The 24,308-nt window shown below is 68.4% G+C and carries 25 protein-coding genes and 2 pseudogenes; 15 read left to right on the forward strand and 12 right to left on the reverse strand.

Features of this window, described 5'->3' with window-relative positions; genetic code table 11:
• Positions 1-149: 149 nt before the first annotated feature.
• Together rpmJ and infA are read right to left on the reverse strand one after the other, a co-directional pair.
• Positions 150-263 (reverse strand): 50S ribosomal protein L36, encoded by a 114-nt coding sequence (gene rpmJ / locus A5692_RS28565; protein ID WP_003879483.1) that lies wholly within the window; start codon positions 261-263, stop codon positions 150-152.
• Between the two features lie 42 nt (positions 264-305).
• Complete coding sequence (gene infA / locus A5692_RS21270) at positions 306-527, reverse strand: translation initiation factor IF-1 (RefSeq protein WP_003418601.1); 222 nt, start codon at positions 525-527, stop codon at positions 306-308.
• A 274-nt stretch (positions 528-801) separates the two neighbouring features.
• Here infA and A5692_RS21275 point away from each other — a divergent pair, with 274 nt between their 5' ends.
• From A5692_RS21275 to A5692_RS21315, 9 genes are all read left to right on the forward strand, one after another.
• Entirely contained in the window at positions 802-2,487 is a 1,686-nt protein-coding gene (locus tag A5692_RS21275) for an FAD-dependent oxidoreductase (RefSeq protein ID WP_068059407.1), read from the forward strand.
• Positions 2,481-3,956, forward strand: a complete 1,476-nt coding sequence (locus A5692_RS21280) for an ATP-binding protein (RefSeq protein WP_082962967.1) — start codon at positions 2,481-2,483, stop codon at positions 3,954-3,956. The genes A5692_RS21275 and A5692_RS21280 overlap by 7 nt, the downstream gene beginning before the upstream one ends.
• A 29-nt stretch (positions 3,957-3,985) precedes the next feature.
• A complete protein-coding gene (locus A5692_RS21285) occupies positions 3,986-4,828 on the forward strand; it encodes an LLM class F420-dependent oxidoreductase (protein WP_068059413.1) in 843 nt (280 codons plus the stop codon).
• A 32-nt stretch (positions 4,829-4,860) separates the two neighbouring features.
• Positions 4,861-5,727, forward strand: coding sequence for an LLM class F420-dependent oxidoreductase (locus tag A5692_RS21290; protein ID WP_068059416.1), 867 nt, complete (start codon positions 4,861-4,863; stop codon positions 5,725-5,727).
• Positions 5,728-5,753: 26 nt separating this feature from the next.
• On the forward strand, positions 5,754-6,749 hold the full coding sequence (gene rfbB / locus A5692_RS21295; RefSeq protein WP_068059419.1) for a dTDP-glucose 4,6-dehydratase: 996 nt from the start codon (positions 5,754-5,756) through the stop codon (positions 6,747-6,749).
• Position 6,750: 1 nt separating this feature from the next.
• Positions 6,751-7,359: a dTDP-4-dehydrorhamnose 3,5-epimerase gene (gene rfbC, locus A5692_RS21300; protein WP_068059422.1), complete on the forward strand. Its 609-nt coding sequence runs from the start codon at positions 6,751-6,753 to the stop codon at positions 7,357-7,359.
• A 231-nt stretch (positions 7,360-7,590) separates the two neighbouring features.
• Positions 7,591-8,775, forward strand: a complete 1,185-nt coding sequence (locus A5692_RS21305; protein ID WP_068059425.1) for an acyltransferase — start codon at positions 7,591-7,593, stop codon at positions 8,773-8,775.
• 87 nt (positions 8,776-8,862) lie between these two features.
• Positions 8,863-9,987, forward strand: a complete 1,125-nt coding sequence (locus tag A5692_RS21310; protein WP_068059428.1) for an acyltransferase — start codon at positions 8,863-8,865, stop codon at positions 9,985-9,987.
• Between the two features lie 102 nt (positions 9,988-10,089).
• Positions 10,090-11,205 (forward strand): acyltransferase, encoded by a 1,116-nt coding sequence (locus A5692_RS21315; protein ID WP_068059431.1) that lies wholly within the window; start codon positions 10,090-10,092, stop codon positions 11,203-11,205.
• On the opposite strand, the gene A5692_RS21320 is transcribed toward A5692_RS21315, so the two are convergent.
• The 7 genes from A5692_RS21320 to A5692_RS21350 are packed head-to-tail and all read right to left on the reverse strand — an operon-like array spanning position 11,162 to position 16,194.
• Positions 11,162-11,554, reverse strand: coding sequence for a hypothetical protein (locus tag A5692_RS21320; RefSeq protein WP_068059434.1), 393 nt, complete (start codon positions 11,552-11,554; stop codon positions 11,162-11,164). The two genes, A5692_RS21315 and A5692_RS21320, sit on opposite strands and share 44 nt — an antisense overlap.
• A complete protein-coding gene (locus A5692_RS21325; RefSeq protein WP_068059437.1) occupies positions 11,551-12,474 on the reverse strand; it encodes a metallophosphoesterase in 924 nt (307 codons plus the stop codon). The genes A5692_RS21320 and A5692_RS21325 overlap by 4 nt, the downstream gene beginning before the upstream one ends.
• Complete coding sequence (locus tag A5692_RS21330) at positions 12,471-12,863, reverse strand: cupredoxin family copper-binding protein (RefSeq protein ID WP_156766200.1); 393 nt, start codon at positions 12,861-12,863, stop codon at positions 12,471-12,473. The genes A5692_RS21325 and A5692_RS21330 overlap by 4 nt, the downstream gene beginning before the upstream one ends.
• A 30-nt stretch (positions 12,864-12,893) precedes the next feature.
• A complete protein-coding gene (locus tag A5692_RS21335) occupies positions 12,894-13,595 on the reverse strand; it encodes a Rieske (2Fe-2S) protein (RefSeq protein ID WP_068059443.1) in 702 nt (233 codons plus the stop codon).
• Complete coding sequence (locus A5692_RS21340) at positions 13,592-14,140, reverse strand: RNA polymerase sigma factor (protein ID WP_068059447.1); 549 nt, start codon at positions 14,138-14,140, stop codon at positions 13,592-13,594. Before A5692_RS21340 ends, A5692_RS21335 begins: the two co-directional genes overlap by 4 nt.
• A 45-nt stretch (positions 14,141-14,185) precedes the next feature.
• A complete protein-coding gene (locus A5692_RS21345; protein WP_068059449.1) occupies positions 14,186-15,601 on the reverse strand; it encodes an NAD(P)-binding protein in 1,416 nt (471 codons plus the stop codon).
• A gap of 20 nt (positions 15,602-15,621) precedes the next feature.
• Entirely contained in the window at positions 15,622-16,194 is a 573-nt protein-coding gene (locus A5692_RS21350; protein WP_068059452.1) for a TetR/AcrR family transcriptional regulator, read from the reverse strand.
• 85 nt (positions 16,195-16,279) lie between these two features.
• Between A5692_RS21350 and A5692_RS21355 the strand changes: the two genes are divergently transcribed.
• The 5 genes and pseudogenes from A5692_RS21355 to mmsB all read left to right on the forward strand — a co-directional run.
• On the forward strand, positions 16,280-17,158 hold the full coding sequence (locus tag A5692_RS21355) for an SDR family oxidoreductase (protein ID WP_068059456.1): 879 nt from the start codon (positions 16,280-16,282) through the stop codon (positions 17,156-17,158).
• 15 nt (positions 17,159-17,173) lie between these two features.
• The gene (locus tag A5692_RS21360) at positions 17,174-17,665 is read left to right on the forward strand and encodes a pyridoxamine 5'-phosphate oxidase family protein (protein WP_068059459.1); all 492 of its coding nucleotides are present in this window, start codon (positions 17,174-17,176) and stop codon (positions 17,663-17,665) included.
• Positions 17,666-17,738: 73 nt separating this feature from the next.
• Positions 17,739-19,259 (forward strand): CoA-acylating methylmalonate-semialdehyde dehydrogenase, encoded by a 1,521-nt coding sequence (locus tag A5692_RS21365; RefSeq protein ID WP_068059462.1) that lies wholly within the window; start codon positions 17,739-17,741, stop codon positions 19,257-19,259.
• Positions 19,260-19,263: 4 nt separating this feature from the next.
• Positions 19,264-20,433 carry an acyl-CoA dehydrogenase family protein gene (locus A5692_RS21370; RefSeq protein ID WP_068059465.1) on the forward strand — a complete coding sequence of 390 codons (1,170 nt, stop codon included), beginning with the start codon at positions 19,264-19,266 and terminating at the stop codon, positions 20,431-20,433.
• A gap of 10 nt (positions 20,434-20,443) precedes the next feature.
• Positions 20,444-21,323, forward strand: a pseudogene (gene mmsB, locus A5692_RS21375) (3-hydroxyisobutyrate dehydrogenase); the annotation flags it as partial.
• A 40-nt stretch (positions 21,324-21,363) separates the two neighbouring features.
• Here the strand turns inward: mmsB and A5692_RS21380 are convergent.
• Genes A5692_RS21380 through A5692_RS21390 form a run of 3 tightly spaced genes read right to left on the reverse strand, consistent with a single transcriptional unit; the run spans position 21,364 to position 23,921 of the window.
• Positions 21,364-21,870, reverse strand: coding sequence for a MarR family transcriptional regulator (locus A5692_RS21380; RefSeq protein WP_068059468.1), 507 nt, complete (start codon positions 21,868-21,870; stop codon positions 21,364-21,366).
• A 6-nt stretch (positions 21,871-21,876) separates the two neighbouring features.
• The gene (locus A5692_RS21385; RefSeq protein WP_068059471.1) at positions 21,877-22,902 is read right to left on the reverse strand and encodes a histidinol-phosphate transaminase; all 1,026 of its coding nucleotides are present in this window, start codon (positions 22,900-22,902) and stop codon (positions 21,877-21,879) included.
• The gene (locus tag A5692_RS21390; RefSeq protein WP_068059472.1) at positions 22,902-23,921 is read right to left on the reverse strand and encodes a 3-oxoacyl-ACP synthase III family protein; all 1,020 of its coding nucleotides are present in this window, start codon (positions 23,919-23,921) and stop codon (positions 22,902-22,904) included. The genes A5692_RS21385 and A5692_RS21390 overlap by 1 nt, the downstream gene beginning before the upstream one ends.
• A gap of 126 nt (positions 23,922-24,047) precedes the next feature.
• Here A5692_RS21390 and A5692_RS21395 point away from each other — a divergent pair.
• Positions 24,048-24,308 (forward strand): annotated as a pseudogene (locus tag A5692_RS21395) (SRPBCC family protein); the annotation flags it as partial.

The following is a 24,308-nucleotide window of genomic DNA, read 5'->3' on the forward strand; positions in this document are numbered from 1 at the left end:
CGTCCGGGCGTGGATGAACTGGCCCATCTCTCTAGATGCCAGCCGTTCAGTGGTGCTGGGAGGTCTGCATTCAGTTGTGTTGGGCAGAGCTGCGCTTGATGGGTCGTGCCGACCCGCTGCGCCCGGCTAAGCCGCGCTTGCGATCGCCACTAGCCCTGGCGCTGCTTGTGGCGCGGATCGGAGCAGATCACCATGACCCGCCCATGCCGACGGATCACCCTGCACTTGTCACAGATTGGCTTGACGCTCGGGTTCACCTTCACGGCTGTTCGATCCTGTTCTTCTCGTGATCCAAATTCGGGCTGTTACTTGTACCGGTACACGATGCGGCCCCGGGACAGGTCGTAGGGAGACAGCTCCACCACCACCCGGTCCTCGGGCAGGATGCGGATGTAGTGCTGCCGCATCTTGCCGCTGATGTGGGCGAGCACCTTGTGACCGTTCTCCAGCTCAATGCGGAACATCGCATTGGGCAGGGGCTCGACCACGCGGCCCTCGACCTCTATGGCACCGTCCTTCTTGGCCATATCTGTTCAGCAATCCTCGTCTTTGGTTTCGTATCCTTGATGTGCGCCCATTCCGGCGCAGCATTCGCCCGACTAGAAACGTGAGCCAAGGGCAGGAAATTCCAGGGAATTCCTAAGACAGGGCACGCAAAAAGTCGGCGCGGATGACGCACCGTTGTCCCACGATACCTGGTCAGGGCCCTTACCCAAAATCGCGGACGGCGAAATCGGTTCGGCCGCCCAGCCGCCTCCTCGACCTGCCGCCAGCGCCCTGACGAGGGCATACTTGAACCCGATGACGAGCCCCGCGAGCCCCGCAGCCTCCTCCCTTCAACCTCGCAAGCCGGTCCTGCTGACTGTCGACGACGATCCCTCGGTCTCGCGTGCCGTCGCCCGTGATCTGCGTCGTCAATACGGTGACCGGCACCGGATCGTGCGGGCCGACTCGGGACCCGACGCCCTGGAGACGCTCAAGGAGCTCAAGCTGCGCGGCGAGACGGTCGCGGTGCTGATCGCCGACTACCGGATGCCGCAGATGAGCGGCATCGAATTCCTCGAGCAGGCGATGGACCTGTACCCGGCGGCACGCCGCGTGCTGCTGACCGCCTACGCCGACACCCACGCCGCCATCGACGCGATCAACGTCGTCGACCTGGACCACTACCTGCTCAAGCCGTGGGACCCGCCGCAGGAGAAGTTCTATCCCGTCATCGATGGACTGCTGGACGCCTGGCGGGCGGCGCCGGAACACCCGATCCCGCACACCAAGGTGATCGGGCACCGCTGGTCGGAGCGGTCCTGGCAGGTGCGCGACTTCCTGGCCCGCAACGGGCTGCACTATTCGTGGTTCATGGCCGACGACCCCGACGGCCAGCGGCTGCTCAAGGCCGCCGGCGAGGATGGCCTGCGGCTACCCGTCGTCGTCACCGAACGCGGCGACACCCTGGTCGAACCCACCGACGCGCAGCTGGCCGACACCCTGGGCCTGACCACCACACCGTCCCAGGAGTTCTACGACCTGATCGTCGTCGGCGGCGGGCCCGCGGGCCTGGCCGCCGCCGTGTACGGGGCGTCGGAGGGGCTGCGCACGGTGCTCATCGAACGCACGGCGACGGGCGGTCAGGCGGGCCAGAGCTCACGGATCGAGAACTACCTCGGCTTCCCCGACGGGGTGTCGGGCGGTCAGCTCGCCGACCGGGCGCGGCGGCAGGCCGAGAAGTTCGGGGCCGAGCTGATCACCGCCCGCACCGCCACGGCGCTGGAGGTCAACGGCCCCAAGCGCACGGTGCGGTTCGCCGACGGCGGCTCGATCGACGCGCACGCGGTCATCCTGGCCACCGGCGTCGCCTACCGCCAGCTGCCGGCGGAGGGCTGCAGCGACCTCACCGGCCGCGGCGTCTACTACGGGGCGGCCGTCTCGATCGCGTCGGAATGCGCGGACGAGGAGGTCTACGTCGTCGGCGGGGCCAACTCCGCCGGCCAGGCCGCGATGTACCTGTCCCGGGAGGCCAAGTCGGTGACCATCGTGGTGCGCGGCCCGTCGCTGGACGCCTCGATGTCCTACTACCTGATCCAGCAGATCAAGCAGCGGCCCAACATCACCGTGCGCACCTGCACGGAGGTGCACCGCGCCGTCGGCGACGACCACCTGGAGCGGCTCACCCTGGTCAACAACCGGACCGGGGAAACCCAGGAGGTCACCTGCGCGCGGATGTTCATCTTCATCGGCGCCGCGCCGCGTACCGAGTGGCTGGACGGGGTGCTCGCCCGCGACAGCCACGGCTTCGTCCTCACCGGGCCGGACCTGCGCAACGTGTGCGGCTGGACGCTGGACCGCCCGCCCCACCACCTCGAGACCAGCGTGCCGGGGGTGTTCGCCACGGGCGACGTGCGGGCCGAGTCCGCCAAGCGCGTCGCGGCCGCGGTCGGCGAGGGTTCGATGGCCGTGATGCTGGTGCACCGCTACCTGGCGGAATCGTGACCACGGTTCCGTGCGAGCCCGACGAGCTGCGCAGCCTGTTCCTGTTCGAGGCGCTCACCGACGAGCAGCTGGCCGTGTTGTGCGCCAACGGCCACATCGACAACTATCCACCGGGCCCGATCTGCGTCGAGGGTGAACCGGCGACCTGCCTCTACGTCCTCCTCGACGGCGAGCTGGTGATGTCGAAGCTGTCGGGCGGCCAGGACATCGAGACCAACCGGACCTCGCAGCGCGGAGTGTATTGCGGCGCGTGGCGGGCGTTCACCGGTCAGCCCCAGCATCAGAGCTACGACGCGACGGTGTACGTCACCAAGCCGTCGCGGTTCTTCGTGCTCGACGCGCCCGCGTTCGCCCGGTTCATGAAGGACCAGTTCCCGATGGCCGTCCACCTGCTCGACGGGATGGCGGTCGGGCTCGAGCGGACCCGCCGGATCATCGACAACCGGGAGAAGCTGCTGGCGCTGGGCCAGCTGTCCGCCGGCCTGACGCATCAGCTGAACAACCCCGCCGCGGCCACCGTCCGCGCGGCCTCGGAGCTGCGCCAGCGGGTCGCCGGCATGCGCCAGAAACTCGGGATGCTCGCCGACGGGACCGTCAGCCCGGAGGCGCTGCGGGCGCTGGTGCGCCTGCAGGAGGAGGTCGCCGCCCAGGTCGCCAAGGCGGCGTCGGCGAACCTGACCGCCATCGAGACCGCCGACTGCGAAGACGCCGTCGGCGAATGGCTCGACGGCCACGGCATCGAGGGCGGGTGGGACATCGCGCCCACCTTCGTCGAGGGCGGCATCGACACCGATTGGCTGGAGCGGATCGCCGCGGCCACCGACGAGCTCGGTGCGTCGGCGTCGCTGGAGAAGGCGATCCGGTGGCTGACGTACACCGTCGAGAGCGAGCTCCTGCTGAATCAGATCCTGGAGGCGAGCAAGCGGATTTCGGCGCTGGTCGCCGACGCCAAACAGTATTCGCAGATGGACCGTGCCCCCTTCCAGGTGGCCGACATTCACGAACTGCTGCGCAGCACGCTGGTGATGTTCGCCGACCGGCTGGGCCGGGATGCCGGCATCACGGTGGTCAAGGAGTTGGACCGATCTCTTCCCGAAATCCCTTGCTATCCGGGCGATCTCAACCAGGTCTGGACCAACATCATCGACAATGCGATCGCCGCGATGGGCGATGCGGGCGGCACGCTGACCATCCGCACCTGCCGGGAAGGCGAGAAGATGGCGCGTGTCGAGATCTGCGACACCGGCCCCGGCGTGCCCGAGGACGTGCGCCAGCGCATCTTCGAACCGTTCTTCACCACCAAGCCGGTCGGGGAGGGCACCGGCCTGGGGCTGGACCTGGCCTTCAACATCGTCGCCAAGAAGCATCGCGGGGACCTGCGGGTCGAGTCCAAGCCCGGTGACACCCGATTCATCGTCTTGCTCCCCCTCGAGGCCCCGCCCATCGTGGATATGGAGCCTGCGGAATAGGGCCCCCGCTGCGCCGGTTGGGAACAACCATGACCGATGCAGCGAGCAAGCCCGATCTCGGCCGGTTCGGAGTTTTCGGACGCGGCGTCACGCCCGAGCAAGCCAAAGACATCGAAGCCCTGGGCTACGGGGCCGTCTGGGTGGGCGGATCGCCGCCCGCCGAGCTGGCCTGGGTGGAGCCCCTCCTTGACGCGACGACCACCCTGCAGGTGGCCACCGGCATCGTCAACATCTGGACCGCCGCGGCCGAGCCCGTGGCCGAGTCCTTCCACCGCATCGACAAGGCCTTCCCCGGCCGCTTCCTGCTCGGCATCGGCGTCGGCCATCCCGAGGCGCACACCGAATACCGCAAGCCCTACGACGCACTGGCCGACTACCTTCAGCAGCTCGACGAATACGGCGTGCCCACCAACCGCAGGGTGGTCGCCGCTCTCGGCCCCCGCGTGCTCAAGCTGTCCGCGGAGCGCAGCGCCGGGGCACACCCGTACCTGACCACCCCCGAGCACACCGCTCAGGCGCGCGAGTTGATCGGCCCGTCGGCGTTCTTGGCGCCCGAACACAAGGCAGTGCTGACCACTGACGCCGAGAAGGCCCGTACGGTGGGCCGCAGGGCGCTCGACATCTACTTCCAGCTCGCCAATTACCGCAACAACTGGAAGCGGCTCGGTTTCACCGACGAGGAGGTCACGAAGCCGGGCAGCGACCGCCTGGTCGACGCGGTCGTCGCCTACGGCACGCCGGAGGCGATCGCGGCCCGGTTGAAGGAGCACCTCGACGCGGGCGCCGACCACGTGCCCGTGCAGGTCCTGACGAAGGATGAAAACCTGGTGCCGGCGCTGGCCCAATTGGCGGGGCCGCTCGGCCTGGGCTGACCGTCCGCGACCGTTCTGACAGGGGGACTTCGATGACCGAGGCAGTAGCACTCAAACCCGATCTGGGCCGGTTCGGCGTATGGCTGGGATCGAGGTCCATCACGCCCGGCCTGGCGCGGCGGATCGAATCGCTCGGCTACGGCGCCGCCTGGATCGGCGGATCGCCCGACGCCGACCTGGCCTGGGCGGAGCCGGCCCTGGCCGAGACGACTTCCCTGCAGCTGGCCACCGGGATCGTCAACATCTGGACCGCACCCGCCCCGGCCGTCGCCGAATCCTTCAAGCGCATCGAGAAGGCCTATCCGGGAAGATTTTTGCTGGGGATCGGGGTCGGACATCCCGAGCACACCCAGGAATACGTCAAGCCGTACGACGCGCTGGTCTCCTACCTCGACGAGCTCGACGCCGCGGTGGTGCCGACCAGCCGCCGGGTGCTCGCGGCCCTGGGCCCACGCGTGCTGCGGTTGGCGGCGCAGCGCAGCGCCGGCGCGCACCCGTATCTGACCACCCCCGAACACACCGCCAAGGCGCGCGAGCAGCTGGGCGGGTCGGTGTTCCTGGCGCCGGAACACAAGGTGGTGTTGACCACCGACCCGGACGAGGCGCGCGCGATCGGCCGGCAGATGGTCGAGTTCTACCTCGGCCTGAGCAACTACGTGAACAACTGGCTGCGGCTGGGCTTCACCGAGGCCGACGTCCGCAAGCCGGGCAGCGACAGGCTGATCGACGCGGTCATCGCCCACGGCAGCCCCGAAGCCATCGCGCAGCGACTCCGCGAACACCTCGACGCGGGGGCCGATCACGTGGCTATCCAGGTGCTGGGCGGCGGGGACGAAGACGCGCTGGTGTCGGCGCTTCGCGAATTGGCCGGACCGCTGGGGCTGACTCCCGCTAGCTGACCGACGCGCTCGGTTAGGGTTTGACCATGCGGCTACTGGTCACCGGCGGCGCTGGCTTCATCGGCGTGAATTTCGTGCACAGCACCGTCCGCGAGCACCCCGAGGACTCCGTGACGGTGCTCGACGCGCTGACCTACGCCGGCCGGCGCGAGTCACTGGCCGACGTCGAAGACGCCATCCGGCTGGTGGTCGGCGACATCTGCGACGCCGAGCTCGTCTCGCGGCTGGTCGCCGAGTCCGACGCGGTGGTGCACTTCGCCGCCGAAAGCCACGTGGACAACGCGCTGGACGACCCGGGGCCGTTCCTACACACCAACGTGGTCGGGACGTTCACCATCCTGGAAGCGGTGCGGCGCCACGGTGTCCGGCTGCACCACATTTCGACCGACGAGGTCTACGGTGACCTGGAGCTCGACGACCCCCACCGGTTCACCGAGTCAACCCCCTACAACCCCTCGAGCCCCTACTCGGCGACCAAAGCCGGCGCCGACATGCTGGTCCGGGCCTGGGTGCGGTCGTACGGCGTGCGCGCGACGATCTCGAACTGCTCCAACAACTACGGGCCCTATCAGCACGTCGAGAAGTTCATTCCGCGCCAGATCACCAACGTGCTCACCGGCCGGCGGTGCAAGCTGTACGGCAGCGGCGCCAACGTGCGCGACTGGATCCACGTCGACGACCACAACAGCGCCGTGCGGCGGATCCTGGAAAAGGGCGAGATCGGGCGCACGTACCTGATCAGCTCCGAGGGCGAGCGCGACAACCTCAGCGTGCTGCGCACGCTGCTGAAGATGATGGGCCGCGAACCCGACGACTTCGACCACGTGACCGACCGGGTCGGCCACGACCTGCGCTACGCCATCGACCCGTCGCTGCTGTACGACGAACTGTGTTGGGCGCCAAAGCATACCGACTTCGAGGAGGGCTTGAGCGCCACCATCGACTGGTATCGTGCCAACGAATCGTGGTGGCGCCCTTTGAAGGACGCCGCGGAAGCCCGTTACGAAGAGCGTGGTCAGTAAAATGAAAGTGCGCGAACTCGCCATTCCCGGCGCATGGGAAATCACCCCCGCCATTCACGGCGATTCCCGCGGCCTGTTCTTCGAGTGGCTTACCGACCAGGGGTTCACCGAGTTCGCCGGTCACCGACTGGATGTCCGGCAAGCGAACTGTTCGGTTTCGTCCGCCGGTGTGTTGCGCGGCTTACACTTCGCGCAGTTGCCTCCCAGCCAGGCGAAATATGTGACCTGCGTGCGCGGGTCGGTGTTCGATGTCGTGGTCGACATCCGCGAGGGTTCGCCCACGTTCGGCCAGTGGGATTCGGTGCTGCTCGACGACAAGGACCGCAGGACGATCTACCTCTCCGAAGGCCTGGGGCACGGCTTCCTTGCCCTGCAGGACGATTCGACGGTGATGTATCTGTGTTCGGCCGAATACAACCCGCAGCGCGAGCACACCATTTGCGCAACCGATCCGGCGATCGGGGTCGACTGGCCGCTGGTGAACGGTGCCGCGCCCAGCCTGTCCGAACGCGACGCCGCGGCCCCCAGCCTCGAAGAAGTGCGCGCCGCCGGGCTTTTGCCCAGCTGGGAAGAGACGCAGCGGTTTATTGAGGGGATGAGTAACCGATAAGCGCGCGACCGAGCAATTCCGCCGAACGCGACGGTTGTTATCCCACAACACACTTGGTGACTCATCGCGCGCAGAAATGTATTCAACAGTTGACCAGGTTGATTAGCGGGTAAGGGGTCACCGCATATTTGCCATTGCGCAGTACCTTAGGTACCGTGAACCAGCCCATTTTGGTGCTTGGTCGCGATACGATGACGCCGATAGGCCCTGTGCGGACTACGGGGGAGGCGGATGAAACTCGGGCAGGTCTTCGATCCGCGCAACAATGCACTGAACGCCTGGCGGCTGGCGCTGGCAGGCGAGGTGATCTTTTGGCACACCTTCCCGATCAGGGGCCACTTACCGAACATTCGGGCCGTTCTTCAACTTCTCCTTTGCATAGGTGTGGACGGGTTCTTTGCCATCTCGGGATTTCTCATCACCGCGAGCTGGCTCAGCAACCCACGCCTCCGTGAGTACCTCGCCGCCCGCGCGCTGCGCATCCTGCCCGGCTTCTACGTCTGCCTGCTGGTGACCGCGTTCGTCATCGCCCCACTCAGCGTGGCGATTCAGGGCGGCTCGTTCACCAAGCTCATCACCTCGGGTGCGTCGCTGGACTTCGTGTTGAAGAACAGCGCCGTGGCGCTGGTCAAATTCGATATCGGCGGCACACCCACCGGGGTTCCCAGCGCGGGCGTCTGGAACGCTTCCCTGTGGTCCCTCATCTGGGAAGTGATGTGCTATCTCATCGTGGCCGTCATCGGAGTCGTCGGACTCGCCACCCACCGGTGGGTCTCCCTCGCGTTCCTGGTGGCGGCGACGGGCGGCGCGATGATGCTGCCGGGGCTGAAATTCCCCGACGTAATGACCCAACACGAGGGCGATGTCCGCACCGCGCTGTTCTACCTGGCCTGCCGCGCCGCCATCATGTTCGCGGCGGGCGCGTTTCTATATCAGTGGCGCGACGTGATCCCGGCACGCTGGCCGCTGGTGGCGGTGAGCGCGGTGATCGTGCTGGCGGCCGGCTTCCTGCCCGACTACCGGGTGGTCGCCGCACTTCCGCTGGCCTACGCCGTGGTCGTGTCGGGGGCCCTGATCCGCAACAAGCACCTGAGGTTGCGGACGGACCTGTCCTACGGCATGTACATCTATGCCTACCCGACCCAGCAACTGCTGCTGGTCTGCGGGCTCATCACCCTGAACCCGCTGCTGTTCACCGGTGTTACCGCCGCCGCCACGCTGCCGCTGGCCGCGGCGAGCTGGTTCCTGATCGAGAAGCCGGCGCGGCGCCTCAAACGGCGGTTCAGAAAGAAATTGACCGCCCCACAGGACCAAGACCAAGACCAAGACCTGAGCCAGGAACAACCTGCGATGGCGCGACCCACCCACGAGGTCGCCGAACCCGCGCTGCCCCCGGAAAGACCAACCACCGCCTAGCCGGCAACGGCCAAGTGCCCACGCCGTTGGCCTCCGGCCGATACGATGACGCGGACAGTTCGGTTGGGGGACGACGGTCGGAGACGGATGAAGCTCGGACAGGTATTCGATCCGCGCAGTAATGCCTTGAACGCGTTGCGGTTAGCGCTCGCGTCCGAGGTGATGCTCTTCCACTCGTGGGCCATCACGGGACGCCAGCCGCCTGCCGCGATCAATCAGCTGTTCTTTTCTGTGGGTGTCGACGGCTTCTTCGCGATCTCGGGCTTCCTCATCACCAGGAGTTGGCTCACCGACCCGCGCGTGCGTGACTATCTCACCGCGCGGGCCCTGCGCATCCTGCCCGGCTATTACGTCTGCCTGCTGGCGACGGCGTTCGTGTTCGCGCCCATCAGCGTGCTGATCCAGGGCGGCTCGGCCCTCAAGCTGCTGGGCTCCATCGCGCCGATCGAGTACGTCCTGAAGAACAGCGCCGTGGCCTACCTGAAGCCGGACATCGCCGGCACATTGCGAGACCTGCCCGGTGGACCCACGTGGAACGCTTCGCTGTGGTCCCTCGTCTGGGAATTGCTGTGCTACCTCGCCGTTGTGCTCATCGGCATCGTCGGGCTCGCCAACCGCCGGTGGGTTTCTCCCGTGCTGCTGGTGGTGGCCGTGTGTGCGGCGCTGGCGTTTCCGCCACTGACCTTCCCCGGGGCGTGGACCATCCCCCAGCTCGCGGCGCGTTCGGCCATCATGTTCGCCGCCGGAGCGGTGATGTATCAGTGGCGCGACGTCATTCCCGCCCGCTGGTCGCTGGTCGCGGTGTGCGCGGTCATCGTTGTCGCGGCCGGCTTCCTGCCCGACTACCGCGTCGTCGCCGCACTTCCGCTGGCCTACGTCGTCATCGTGACGGGCGCCCTGCTGCACCACAAGCGGCTGCAGTTGCGCACCGACCTGTCCTACGGCGTGTACATCTACGCGTACCCCACTCAGCAACTGCTGGCCGTCTGCGGGCTCGCGACTTTGCCTCCGTTCGTGTTCTTCGGCGCCAGCGCCCTGGCCACGCTGCCGTTGGCCGCGGCCAGTTGGTTCGCCATCGAAAAGCCCGCGATGTCCCTGAAACGCCGGCTCAAGCAGAAGTGGGGCGCACCCGCGCCCGCAGGCCCCGGCGGCGAACAAGCCGACGACCTCGTCGCCGACCGGCCCGCTCGCCAGGCTCCGGGTGCCGCCTAGGCCCGGGTCACAAGCGGGTCAAATCGCCAAAAATTCGCGCACGCGCGACGGCATGACATAGTATGCCGCGGACGGCTCCGGGGGCGATATGGGCGGAGGCCAATGACCCTGGGGCAAGTGTTCGACACTCGGCAGAATGCGCTCAACGCCTGGCGGCTGACGCTGGCGACCACGGTGATCGTCGGTCACTCATTCATCCTCACTGGCCACCCATGGATGGGCGCGCATTACCTCGCCGACGGCGGGGTCGACGGCTTCTTCGCCGTCTCGGGGTTCCTCATCACCGCGAGCTGGCTGCGCCATCCGCACCTGCGCGATTATTCCGCGGCCCGAGCCCTGCGTATCCTCCCCGGCTACTACGTCTGCCTGGTCGTCACCGCGTTCGTCATCGCGCCGATCGGCGTGGCGATGCAGGGCGGCGCGGCGCTCAAGCTCCTGCTCTCCACCGCGCCGGTCGAGTACGTCGCCATGAACAGCGGGGTGGTCCTGCTCAAGGCCGACGTCGGCGGGACGCCCCAAGGGATCCCCTATCCGGGGAGCTGGAACAGTTCGCTGTGGACGTTGGCCTTCGAGCTGGCGTGTTATGCCGCGGTCGCCGCGATCGGCATGGCCGGGCTTGCCCACCGCCGGTGGGTCTCCCCCGTGATATTGGCGGTGGCGGTTATCGGCGAGGCGTTGTCGCCGCCCATCGCCCCAGACCAGCCGTGGGCGGGTCAGTTCGCCGCGGTGACCGCGCGCTTCGCCGTCATGTTCGCAGCCGGAGCGTTGCTCTACCAATGGCGCGACAAGATCCCCGCCCGCTGGTGGCTCGTCGCGGTGAGCGCGGTCGTCGTCGCGTTGGGCGGCACCCTGCTCCCGCACTACCGGCTGCTGGGTGGGATTCCCCTCGCGTACGCCATCATCGCCTCGGGTGCGCTGCTGCGAAACGAACGCCTCAGGCTCCGCACGGATCTGTCCTATGGCGTGTACATCTACGCCTTCCCGATTCAGCAATTGCTGGTGATCTGTTGGCCCGGCCGGCCGAATGCGGTTGTGCACGCTGCCGTTGCGGCGATGGCCACGCTGCCGTTGGCCGCCCTGAGCTGGTTCCTGATCGAGAAGCCCGCCATGTCGCTCAAGTCCCGGCTGTTGCGAAAGTGGGCGGTCGAAGAGGAAGCCACCGCCGCGGTGGACCTCATTGCTGAAAAGCCGACCGATGAACTTCCCGAGCCCGCCTAGTCGCCAGCTCCCCCACCCACAGCAGCACCGTCACCACTTCGGCGCTCACACTGATCGCCGCGTGCGGCGCCGGCTCCCAGCCGCGCTCCAAAAAGCCATCCAGGCCAACGGTTCTGGACATGAGGAACGCCACCAGGGAGCCACCCGCCACGGCCGCGCCGACCCAGCGCAGCCATCCCGGGCCACCGGCGAGTATCAGCACAGCTATCGCGAACGAGACGCTGGCCTGCACCAGAAACGCAGCGCCGATCTCAGGGATGTGCCGGTAGCCATGGACATAGAGGTAGGCGTGGCCGGCCGCGCTGACCGCCAGTGACACGGCCAGGCCGATGCGAATCAGAAGAGTCATTGCAGTGCCCGCTCTTTCAACGCGAGGGCCGCCTCGCCCCGGGTGTAACTGACCTCGCGGATGCCGAGCGCGTCGCGGAGCTTGCCTGCGGGCAGGGTGACCGGCTTGGGCGCCGGCCCGTCACCGGGCCGCGGCAGCGGGTACGCGGTCGTCGTCCCGCTGTAGAACGTCACGTTGCCTTCTGTCTTGGAAAACAATTGGTGCACATGCCCGTTCAGGCAGGTGACCGACGAGAACCGGCGCAGGTAGCTCAGCGCCTGGGCCGCGTCGTCGGTGCCCCAGCCCCAGTCGGGGTACATCGCGAACAACGGGATGTGGCTGAACACGATGACGGGGGTGTCGCTCGACAGCCGCGCGACGTCCTTCTCGACGAACTCCAATTGGTCGGCACCCAGATGCCCGAGCTTGCGCAGGTTCAGGGTGTTGACGAGTGCGATCACGTGCACGCCTGCGGTGTCGAAGCTGTACCAGCCGTCGCCGACGGATCCCGCACCGAAGGCGCTTCGGTACTTCTGGCCCGCGTCGTCGACCGAGTCGTGCTCCCCGGGCACGGTGAACACGTGTGGCGTCTTCAGGGCGCTCATCATCTGCTTCGCCTGGTCGAACTGTGCGGGGCTGGACAGGTGCGTGAGGTCGCCGGTGTGCACGACGAAATCCGGTGTGTAGCCGAGGTTGTTGACCTGGTCGATCGCGTGGCCGAAGGTGGCGGAGACGTCCGGGTTGGGCGCCCCGGTGAAGCCGAGGTGGCTGTCGCTGATCTGCGCGAACCGCAGCGTGGGCCGGCCCTGCGCGCGCTGCTCGGCCGCGCCCGCGCCGGCGACATGCGAGATCACCTCGCCGCCGATCACGGCGAACCCGACCGCCGCGCCGAACCACGCCGTGTGCCGCATCAACTGACGGCGACTCATGTCGGGGTTCATCGCGTCACCACCACGGTCCCGCGCATCATCGGGTGGATCGAGCAGACGTAGTCGAAAGTCCCGGGGGCGCTGAAGGTGTGGGTGAACGTCGCCCCGGTGCCCATCCCGGGCGAGTGGAACGACCCGTCGCTCGCGGCCACCGTGTGCGGTTCTTCGTCACGGTTGGTCCACGTGACGGTGGTGCCGACAGCGACGGTCAACGTGGCTGGCGCGAACGCGAAGCCGTCGATGTTCACCTGGTCGCCGCTCACCGGCGCTGCCGGCGCGGTGGCGGACGCCGAGCCCATGGACATGCTGGTGCCGGAGCTAACGGCGGGCCGGGAAGCCGAGCAGCCCGCCAGTAGGACGGCGGCGGCCAGCGCGGCCGCCGAGAGTTTTGTAAGCATCATGCCCAGGAATAGGGCGGCGCGTTACACCGCTCAGGCGGGCTGGTCGGGACGCGGGGGCGCGAACACCTCGATGACGCCGTCGACCTCGCGAACCAGCAACGGCGGCAACGGTTTCGGGGCGATCGGCAGCTGATGGGTGAGCACCTGCCCGGTCGGTGAGAAGGACGTCGAGTGGCAGGGGCAGCGCAGCCTGTCGCCGGGCGCGTCGAACCAGAGCCGGCACCCTTGGTGGGTGCACACCCCGGATATGGCCTGGGGCTTGCCGTCGACGCGGCGGACGAAGCCGTTGACCGAACCGAGGTCGAAGGGATGCATGACGCCGTCCGGCACATCCGAGCTGGCGGCCACCCGCTGCCAGGTTCCGGCGTTGGGCTTCAGCGGCGCGTTGTCGGCGGCGGGAACGCCGCCGGATTGGCCGTTGATCACCGCCCGATCGATGGACACCGCGGTCACCGCGGCGGCCGCGGCGGCCGAGGTGCCGACGATGACCTGGCGGCGGGTGCTGTTGTGCGTGCGCGCGGCTTGTGGTCGGGCGTCGGACATCTGCTCGGCGAGGCGGCGGTGCAGGTCGTCGAGGAATTCCTGCCGCGGGGCCTGGTCCCTGCGCCCGGCCGCGCGCAGTTCGATCGCGGTGCGCAGCTGCGCCGCCTCGAAGTCGTCGGGGGCGAACGGCCTGGGCCGCCGGCCCCGCAACAGGTCGTCGACGTATCGGCGCAACCCGCGCGCGTTCATGCCGGTCCCCCCTCGTTGACCTGCGCCGCCAGCCGCAGCGCGCGATGCTGGAGCACCTTGGCATTGGCGACGCTGACCCCAAGCTCCGCGGCCGAGTCTTTGATCGAATGCCCTTGCAGGAAGCGCAATTCCAGGATCTGCCGGTAGCGGTCCGGCAGGTTGTCGAGGACCCGGGCGACACGCTGGGGCGCGGTGCTGATCGCTTCCTCACTCTCCGGTGGTTGTTCGATGTCGTCGATCGAGGTTATCTCCCGGCCCAGGGTCTCCCGCCAATGCGCGGCCAGCACCGTGCGGGCGGTGACCCGCAGGTAGGCGCGCACCTCCCCGACGCTCGCGCTCAGCCGCAGCGGCCGCAGCGCGGCCAGGAAGACTTCGGCGGTGAGGTCCTCGGCGTCGGCCCGGTTGCCGACCCGGGCGAACAGCGTGCGGTATACCCAGGACGCGTTGTCCTGGTATACGGCCTCCCAGTCGGGGTAGCCGTCGTCAAAGCCGCTGTCGGGCACCGCCCGCAGGGGTCGTCTGACCGGTTCGTTTCGTGCCGCCACGTGCCTCCTCCACCCGATGAATACCGAATCGGGTTACACCGGTTATCACGGTGCGGCGAGCGAGGTTTGTTCACTGAGCAGCTCGTCGAGTTTGGTGGCGGTGGCCGCGAAGACCGACTTGGCGATGCCCAGCATCCGCTCCCGCACCCGGGGCTTCGCCGACGCCGGCGGCAGCAGGTGACCGATCAGGTGACCGAACAGGTCCAGGCGCGCGGCGGACATCCACTCCGTGAGGTCGGGGTCTTCGAGCCAGCGCAGCTGGTTGCTGTAGTCGGCCAGCGCCAGGCGCAGCCAGTCGGTGTCGGTGTCGGGATGCGGCAACGGCACGCACAGTTCGTTTTTCGTCGGGTCGTCGTGGTACGCGGCCTCGACGTGGGCGATGAGCGCTGCGCTGAAGACCTGCTGGCATCCGCGCACGCTTTGCAGCGTGATCCGCCCGTCATCGAAAATTGGTGTCGTCGGGCGCTTTTCGGCACCGTCGGCGGTACAGTCGATGTACAGAGCATCGCCCTCGCTCGCCACCGTGCCGCCGTCGAGGACCATCCGGTCCGCCTCGACGCGCAGCAGGTGGCCCAGCCGCACCACGTCGGCGATGCGCCGCAGCTGCTCGAGTTCGAGCCGGGTGACGGTCGCGCACCGATACATGGTCGGGCGGACCGCCGGATCTATCCGCAGCACACCGCCGGATTCCTCGAGCCGCCCGAACAGGTCCTCGACCGACGTGGCGTCGCTGATGGCGCGAAGCTGCGCGATGAAGCTGGTTTTGATCTGGGCGGCGAACAGCCGCCCAGGCTGCATCCTCGCGCGGTCCAGCAGCCAGGAGTCGCGGGGCGCGATCCAGGTCAGCCGGTCGGGCGCGATGCCCTGGCCCAGCAACCACAGGCAGGTGTCGATGCCGGTCTTGCCGGCCCCGACGATCACGTAACGCTCGTGCGCACCGAGTCTCGGCAGGTCGTTCGGGGGCACGCAGGCGACGCCCGGCGCGACCGGGTAGGGCGGCGGCCGCATGGCCGGCACCGTGACGTGCATATAGGTGGCGTCGACGACGCGGCGCGTCGCGCTGACGGTGTAGTCGGTCCCGGCCAGCGTGGTAAACCGGCCTTCGCCGCGGTATTCGCTCATCGGGAAGTAGGTGACCCGCCCGCTCGCCAACAGGTGCCTGCGCAGCACATGGTCGTAGTAGGCACACACCTCGCCGGCGGTGGCCAACTCGTAAAGCCCTTGGTTCCAGCCGATTCGATCGATCGAGTCGCCGCCCAGCTTCATCGAGTTGACGCCGTAGAACGCCGAGGGCTGATGCAACCGCACGAACGGGTACGCCAGGGTCCAGTGCCCGCCCGGCTGGTGGTTGCGGTCGACCAGCACCACCCGCGCGTCGGTCTCCGACACCAGCGTGTCGGCGAACGCCATCCCCATGGCGCCCGCGCCGACCACCAGGTAGTCGGCCTCGATGGTGTGCATACGCCTGAAGGCTAGCGCGCTCAGCCGATCTCGGCGGCCGCCGCGCGAAGGTCGTCCAGGGCTTTGCGCGCCAGTTCGCCCAGGTCTTGGTCGTCATCCGCGGCAAGCCAGGCGGCGAATGCCTCCTTGAACGCGAGGACTCCCATTTCGGCCGCCAGCGTCGCCGCCCGGTCCGCCACCCCCCGCGCGCGCAACGCGTCGGCCACGACCGCGGCGAGGCCGACCTGTTTGAGCGCGTCACGCTCCTGCAGCTCGGTGCTGCTGGCGATGACGGCCTTCACCCGCGAGCCGAGCTCGCGATTGAACGGCGTCACCGGCCCGGCCGCCCGCGCGAGCCCGGCGGCGACCGCGGCGAGCGGGCTGGCATCCGCGGGCGCCGACGCGATCCCGTCGGTCAGCAATTGCGCCAGGGTCTCCTGACCGGCCGCCAGCACCTCCCGCTTGTCGGGGAAATACCGGAAAAAGGTGCTCTTGGTCAGGCCGGCGTGGTCGGCGATCTCGGCGACCGTGGTCCGGTCGTAGCCCTGCTCGGAGAAGAGCTGCAGCGCGGCGGCGACCAGCCGCGCGCGCGCATCCGGTTCCCATCGGGGCATCACGCCATCGTAGGCGATAAGACCTTTATCTCATCACTCTGGTAGCGTGATGGGATACTAGTCCCATCACTCGAAGGAGTTGCTCATGCGGGTTTTCGTCACGGGTGCCACCGGCGGCATCGGCTCGGCCGTCGTCCCCGAGCTCCTCGGCGCGGGCCACCAGGTTCTCGCGCTCGCCCGCTCCGACGCATCGGCACGGGTCGCGCGGTCCATGGGTGCCGACGTGCTGCGCGGCGACCTCGATGACCCGCAGAGCCTGCGTGCGGGCGCCACGGACTGCGACGGGGTCATTCACCTGGCCTTCCTGCACTTCGACGATTTCCAGAAGGCGGTCGCCCAGGAAGCCGGCGCCGTCGAGGCCTTCGGCGCCACGCTCGAGGGGAGCGGCAAGCCGTTCGTCATGGCCTCGGGCACGCCCGTGGTTCCCGGCCGGGTCGCCACCGAACGGGACGCGGCGCCGACCGAGGGGCCCGTCGGCGGGCGCGGCCGCAACGCGGATGCCGCGCTGGGCCTGGCCGCCAAGGGAGTCCGGTCGGCGGTGGTCCGCCTCCCCCGGTCCGTGCACCGGGCGGCCGGGCCATGCGGGTTCGCGTCCCTGCTCGTCGAGGCCGCGCGTCGCACCGGGGTCTCCGGCTACGTGGGTGACGGCAGCCAGCGCTGGCCGGCCGTGCACGTCCTCGACGCCGCGCGCCTGTTCCGCCTCGCTCTCGAACAGGCCTCCCCCGGCACGGTGGCGCACGCCGTGGCCGACGAGGGGGACCCGATGCGCGCGCTCGCGGAAGCGATCGGGCGCGAGCTGGGCATGCCCACCGCGGCGGTGCCGGCGGACCATTTCGGCTTCTTCGGCGTCGCCTTCGGGGCGGATCAGCCGGCCTCCAGCGAGCTGACCCGCGAGAGATTCGGCTGGCAGCCCACCCATCCGAGCCTGCTCGAGGACCTCGAGGCCGGGAACTACCCCGTGTGAGGCTACGGTCGCGGCATGGCCAGCTGGAGAGAGTTCACGGAAGTCGCTCCGCGAATCGCGACCGTCTTCGCCCGCCGCCACGCCGCGACCGGCAACCTGTGCATGCTGGCCACGCTTCGCTCGGACGGATTTCCCCGGATCAGCCCTATCGAGCCGCGGGTCTTCGAGGATCAGCTCTGGATCGTCGGTATGCCGGACACGACCAAATTCCACGACCTGTCTCGCGATCCGCGCTTCTGCTTGCACACCGCCACGGTCGACACCGAGGTGAAAGACGGCGACGCGAAGTTGTTCGGCGTCGTCGAGGACGTCCGGGACGGGGCCTTGCGTCAACGGTTCGCCGAAGCGCTCTACGAAGAGACCAGCTTGGACATTCGAGGGCAGGAGTTCGATCATTTCTATCGGGCCGACGTGATCGGTGGATCTGCGGTCGAGGTGACCGACGGCCACCTGGACATCACGATCTGGAAGCGCGGCGAAGCCGAGCGCGTCGTACGCAAGCACTGAACGCCTTGCCATGCCCGAGCCAAGTTACTAGGATATGCAAGTATTCGCTGAGTAACAACGACTCGAGGCCACCATGACCACACAGATCCCCCACTTCATCGACGGGCAGCGCACCCCGGGCCAGTCCACCCGCACGGCCGACGTCTTCAACCCCAGCACCGGGGAGGTGCAGGCGCAGGTGCCGATGGCCGGCAAGGCCGAGATCGACGCCGCGGTAGCCTCGGCCGTCGAGGCCCAAAAGGGCTGGGCGGCATGGAATCCGCAGCGCCGCGCCCGGGTGATGATGCGCTTCATCGAGCTGGTCAACGAGCACATGGACGAGCTCGCCGAGATGCTGTCCCTCGAGCACGGCAAGACGGTGGCCGACTCACGCGGCGACGTCCAACGCGGCATCGAGGTCATCGAGTTCGCCATCGGCATCCCGCACCTGCTCAAGGGCGACTACACCGAGGGCGCCGGGCCGGGGATCGACGTCTACTCGCTGCGCCAGCCGCTGGGCGTGGTCGCGGGCATCACCCCGTTCAACTTCCCCGCCATGATCCCGCTGTGGAAGGCCGGGCCCGCCCTCGCCTGCGGAAACGCGTTCGTCCTCAAGCCCAGCGAGCGGGACCCGTCGGTTCCGGTGCGGCTGGCCGAGCTCTTCTCGGAGGCGGGCCTGCCGCCGGGCGTGTTCCAGGTCGTGCACGGCGACAAGGAGGCCGTCGACGCCATCCTGCACCACCCCGACATCCAGGCGGTGGGCTTCGTCGGCAGCTCCGACATCGCCCAGTACATCTACGCGACGGCCGCGGCCACCGGCAAGCGGTCGCAGTGCTTCGGTGGCGCCAAGAACCACATGATCGTGATGCCCGATGCGGACCTCGATCAGGCCGTGGACGCCTTGATCGGCGCCGGGTACGGCAGCGCCGGCGAGCGCTGCATGGCGATCAGCGTCGCGGTGCCGGTCGGCGAGCAGACCGCAAATCGGCTGCGCGCCAGGCTCATCGACCGGATCAACAACCTGCGCGTGGGCCACAGCCTCGACCCGAAGGCCGACTACGGTCCGCTGGTCACCGAGGCCGCGCTGGCCCGGGTGCGAAACTACATCGGCCAGGGTGTCGAGGCGGGCGCCGAGCTGGTGATCGACGGCCGCGAACGCGCCAGCGACGACCTCACCTTCGGTGACGCCAACCTCGAGGGCGGATTCTTCCTCGGCCCGACGCTGTTCGACCACGTCACCCCCGCGATGTCCATCTACACCGACGAGATCTTCGGTCCGGTGCTGTGCATCGTGCGCGCCCACGATTACGAAGAGGCCCTGGCCCTGCCGTCGGAGCACGAGTACGGCAACGGCGTGGCGATCTTCACCCGCGACGGCGACGCCGCCCGCGACTTCGTATCCCGGGTGCAGGTGGGCATGGTCGGCGTCAACGTGCCGATCCCGGTTCCGGTGGCCTACCACACGTTCGGCGGCTGGAAGCGCTCCGGCTTCGGCGACCTCAACCAGCACGGCCCGGCGTCGATCCAGTTCTACACCAAGGTCAAGACCGTCACGTCGCGGTGGCCCTCCGGCATCAAGGACGGCGCCGAATTCGTGATTCCCACAATGGATTAGGTACATGTTCACCCTCAACGAAGACGAGCGGGTCATCACCGAGACGGCGGCCGCGTTCGCCGCCAAACGCCTCGCCCCGCACGCCCTGGAATGGGACGCGACCAAGCACTTCGCGACCGACGTGTTGCGCGAGTCCGCCGAGCTCGGCATGGCGGCGATCTACTGCCGCGAGGACGTCGGCGGCAGCGGGCTGCGCCGGCTCGACGGGGTCCGGATCTTCGAGCAACTGGCCATCGCCGACCCGACCACCGCCGCGTTCCTCTCCATTCACAACATGTGCGCGTGGATGATCGACAAGTTCGGCACCGCCGAACAACGCAAGGCCTGGGTGCCGCGGCTGGCCTCGATGGACGTCATCGCCAGCTACTGCCTCACCGAGCCGGGCGCCGGGTCGGACGCCAGCGCGTTGAGCACCCGCGCCGTCCGCGAGGGCGGCGACTATGTGCTCGACGGGGTCAAGCAGTTCATCTCCGGCGCGGGCGCCTCGGACGTCTACGTGGTGATGGCCAGGACCGGCGGCCCCGAAAATCCGGGCCCGCGCGGTATCTCGGCCTTCGTCGTCGAAAAGGGTTCCGCCGGGCTCAGTTTCGGGGCGTTGGAAGAAAAGATGGGCTGGCACGCCCAGCCCACCGCGCAAGTGATCTTCGACGGCGTCCGCGTGCCCGCCGACGCGATGCTGGGCGGCGTGGACGGTGAGGGCACGGGCTTCGGCATCGCGATGAACGGCCTCAACGGCGGGCGGCTCAACATCGCGGCATGCTCGCTGGGTGGCGCCCAGTCCGCCTTCGACAAGGCGGCGGCCTACGTCCGCGAACGCGAGGCGTTCGGTAAGGCCCTGCTCGACGAGCCCACCGTCCGGTTCACCCTGGCCGACATGGCCACCGGTCTGGAAACCTCGCGAATGATGTTGTGGCGGGCCGCCGATGCGTTGGACAACGACGACCCCGACAAGGTCGAGCTGTGCGCGATGGCCAAGCGCTACGTCACCGACACCTGCTTCGAGGTGGCCGACAAGGCCCTGCAGCTGCACGGCGGTTATGGCTACCTGCGGGAGTACGGCCTCGAGAAGATCGTGCGGGATCTGCGGGTGCACCGAATCCTGGAAGGCACGAACGAAATCATGCGCGTGGTCATCGGTAGGGCCGAGGCCGCACGGGCGCGTGCGGGCGCGTAGAAAGGCGACCATGACGAGCATCGCTTTCCTCGGTCTGGGCAACATGGGCGGGCCGATGTCGGCGAACCTGGTGGCCGCGGGCCACACGGTGCGCGGGTTCGACCCGGTGCCCGCGGCGGTGGCCGCCGCGGGCGGCGCCGGGGTCACGACGTTCGACACCGCGACCGACGCGGTGACGGGGGCCGACGTGGTGATCACCATGCTGCCCAACGGCGACCTGGTGAAGCGCTGCTACGCCGACGTGCTGCCGACCGCCCAGTCGGGCGCGCTGTTCATCGACAGCTCCACGATCTCGGTCAACGACGCCCGCGAGGTGCACGCGCTCGCGGAATCGCACGGGGTGTCGCAGCTGGACGCGCCGGTCTCCGGTGGCGTGAAGGGCGCCGTGGCCGGGACGCTGGCGTTCATGGTGGGCGGTGACGAGGCCGCCCTCGAACGCGCCCGGCCGGTACTGGAGCCCATGGCGGGCAAGGTCATTCACTGCGGCGCGGCCGGGGCCGGGCAGGCCGCCAAGGTGTGCAACAACATGGTGCTGGCGGTGCAGCAGATCGCCATCGGCGAGGCGTTCGTCCTGGCCGAGAAGCTCGGGCTGTCCGCGCAGTCCCTCTTCGACGTCATCACCGGGGCGACCGGAAATTGCTGGGCCGTGCACACCAACTGCCCGGTGCCGGGGCCGGTCCCGACCTCGCCGGCCAACAACGACTTCAAGCCGGGTTTCGCGACCGCGTTGATGAACAAGGACCTGGGTCTGGCCATGGACGCGGTGAACTCGACCGGGTCGACGGCACCGCTGGGCCGGCACGCCGCCGAAATCTACGCCAAGTTCGCGACCGACCACGCGGACAAGGACTTCAGCGCGGTCATCGAAATGCTGCGCGAGAGCTGACGCGGGCCGCAGCGCGCCGAACGACCGGCTTTTCTCGTGGCGGCCTAGAAGTCGCCGGCGTCGCGGCGCAGCGTCTCGATCGACGAAACCAGCGCCTGCGCTTCGCTTTCGGACATCCCGATGTCGGCGAACACCTGCTCGTTGAGCGTGACCGTGGCGTCCTCGACCGTCGAGCGGCCCAGGTCGGTGATCTGCACCAACGTGGTGCGGCCGTCGGTGGGATGGGGTACCCGTTGCACCAGTCCATCAGCTTCCAGCCGGCGGATCGCGTGCGTCACGCTCGTGACGTGAACCTGCAGCCGGTCGGATGCCTTGGTGATCGGCAGCGCGCCGGTGCGGCTGAACGCCAGCAGCCGCAGCAACTCGTACCGGGAGAAGCTCAGGTCGTAGGGGCGCAACGCCGTCTCGACGCGGGCCAGCAGGATCTGATGGGCGCGCATCACCGATGTCACAGCGACCATGCCCGGCGCCACATCGGACCAACCGGAGCGCTCCCAGTTGTCGCGCGCCGCGGCGATCGGATCACGCTTGCGCGGTCGTGAGGCAGCCACGCCCCTTCATACCGCACTCGGCGCGCGAGCGTGGCCTTTCCCCACCGCCGACAGCACCGCCAGCGTCGACGCGCGGTGCCCGACGGTGATCCGCGCACCGCCGTCCGGGTAGCACCGCACCCGTAAACCGCCTTCGGCGAAAACCTCATGCCACGGCGCGCCCCGACAATCCGTTTTCGGAAGCAGGTACAGGAAGTTCGCGTGCGCGTCCGTCGTGTCGACCCCGATCGCGCTCAGGCGCATTCGCAGATAGCAGCGTTCGGCGTTGATCAACCGGACCCGGTGCAGCAGTTGGTCTTCCGCACCGTACGACGCGGCAACCGCGACCAAACTGGTGATCGCGGCGCCGAACGGCTGCTGCTGGGACCACAGTGTCCGGGCCAGCTCCGGCGACGCCACCGCGTAACCTATGCGCAGCCCCGCCAGGCCGTAGGCCTTGGAGAAGGTCCGCACCACCACGACATTGGGAAAGCGGGCGATCAAAGCCGAAACGGCGATTCGGTGCTCGGGCGCGGTGAACTCGACATATGCCTCATCGAGCAGGACGACGGTGTCACGCGACACGCGGCGCAGGAACGCCGAAACGGCGGCAGCGGACTCCAGCGTCCCGGTGGGGTTGTGCGGCCGGCACAGCACCACCACCCGGGCATCGACGGCGGCGCGGGCCAGCCCGTCGAGGTCGTGGTGACCGTGCTCGTCCAGCGGAACCGTCCGCGTCCTCAGCCGCGCCATCCGCGCGAGGATCGGGTAACCGTCGAAGGTGGGTGTCGCCATCGCCATCGTGTCGCCCGGAACGGTCAGGGCCTGCAGGGCCAGCAGCGCGACGCCCGTCGCGCCGGCGCCCGGCACCACCCGGTCGGGGGGCACCCCGATGTGGTCGGCGATCACGCCGCGCAGCCGTTCGGGCAGGAATTCCGGGTAGCGGTGGGCCGTCTGGACGGACCGCATCAGCGCCGATCGCACCTGGGGCAGCGGCGGGAACGGGTTCTCGTTGAGCGACAACCCAAGCGGATCCCCCGCGTCGGGCTGCATCAGTCTCGCCCGCCCCAGCGCACCGCCGCCGCACCGGCGAAGTCGCCGGCATGGGCGAAGGCCGCCATCATGACGACGTCGCCGACCCCGAGCCGGCCGTCGGATATCGCGCGGTCGAGGTTGATCGGGATCCCGGCGCCGAACAGGTTGCCGCATTCGTCAAAGGTGTCTCGATGCCGCTCGGGGGGCAATTCGAGCGCCTCACGCCAGTTGCGCAGGAACACCCGGTTGGGCTGGTTGGTGACCAGCAGGTCGAGGTCCTTGGCGGGCAACCCGATTCGGTCGCACACCGCCAACGCCACCTCGGGGACCTGCCGATTGCCGCGGGCCAGCACCTTGGTGATCTTGCTTTCGGTGAAGCCGATGCTGCCCTCCCCGGGCCCGGCCTGCCACCACTTACGCGGCGGGTCGTAGGACAGCGTCATCTCGCCGGCGTACTCACCGTAGGTGCGGCACTCGACGTCCAGGATCGGCGACCGGTCACCCAGCGCGACCAGGCCGACGGCCGCGCCGTCCCCGGGCACCGCGGACTGCGCCTTGCGCCGGATGGTCGGCTGATCGAAGAACTGGCCCGCCGCGTTTTGCACGATGGCGATCAGGGCGGTATGCCCGTCGCCGCCGGCCAGCAGTTTGCGAGCCACGTTGAGCGCCAACACGAACGCCGCGCAGCCACCGTTGTTCAGGTCGAGCACCCAGGACGGTCGCATGCCCAGCCGGTGGGCGATGCCGCCGCCCTGGCCGTAGAACGCCATGTCCGGCACCTGGGTGTGGGTGATCAGCACGTCCGCGCCCTCGACCGCATCGTGGCCGTGCCGCTCGATCAGGCCCTGCGCCGCGCGTTCGATCATGTCGATGGAACTCTCGTCGCGCGCGACGTGGTGGCGAAACTTCGGGGCGCGGAACATGACGTTCTCGCGCAGGTCGTCGGATTCGGCGAATTGGGCGTAGTAGTCGGCGCCGATCGGCTCGCCGGGCAGATAGGTGGATACGTCGATCAGGCTGACGCTGGGTTGGCTCATGTTGCTACCTCATCCATTTCGGCGTCACCGGAAGGCCGTTGCCGTGCCGGTATTCGGCGATCGTCTTGAGGTTCTGCAGCTCCAGCGCATGCCCGGCACCGAACATGTCCCAGAAGTCGCCCACCCACACCGGCCGCTGCGGCGGCGCGGACCGTCGACTACCACTGCGCGTGGGATCAGGGCAAGCATCTGTGGATGGTCTACCTCATGCGCGTCGTCGACGCCCAGGTGGTCTTGGACAAGCCGGGATCGGTTGTGCTGTGGACGAACTGCCACCACCCGTTCTACGACCACAACCCGTATCCGGAGGCCGCGCCGCCGCAGCGGCCGGTGTGGGTGGGCGACTTCTGGGACATGTTCGGTGCCGGGCATGCGCTGGAGCTGCAG

The sequence above is a fragment of the Mycobacterium sp. E342 genome, from assembly GCF_001667665.1.
Lineage (GTDB): Bacteria > Actinomycetota > Actinomycetes > Mycobacteriales > Mycobacteriaceae > Mycobacterium.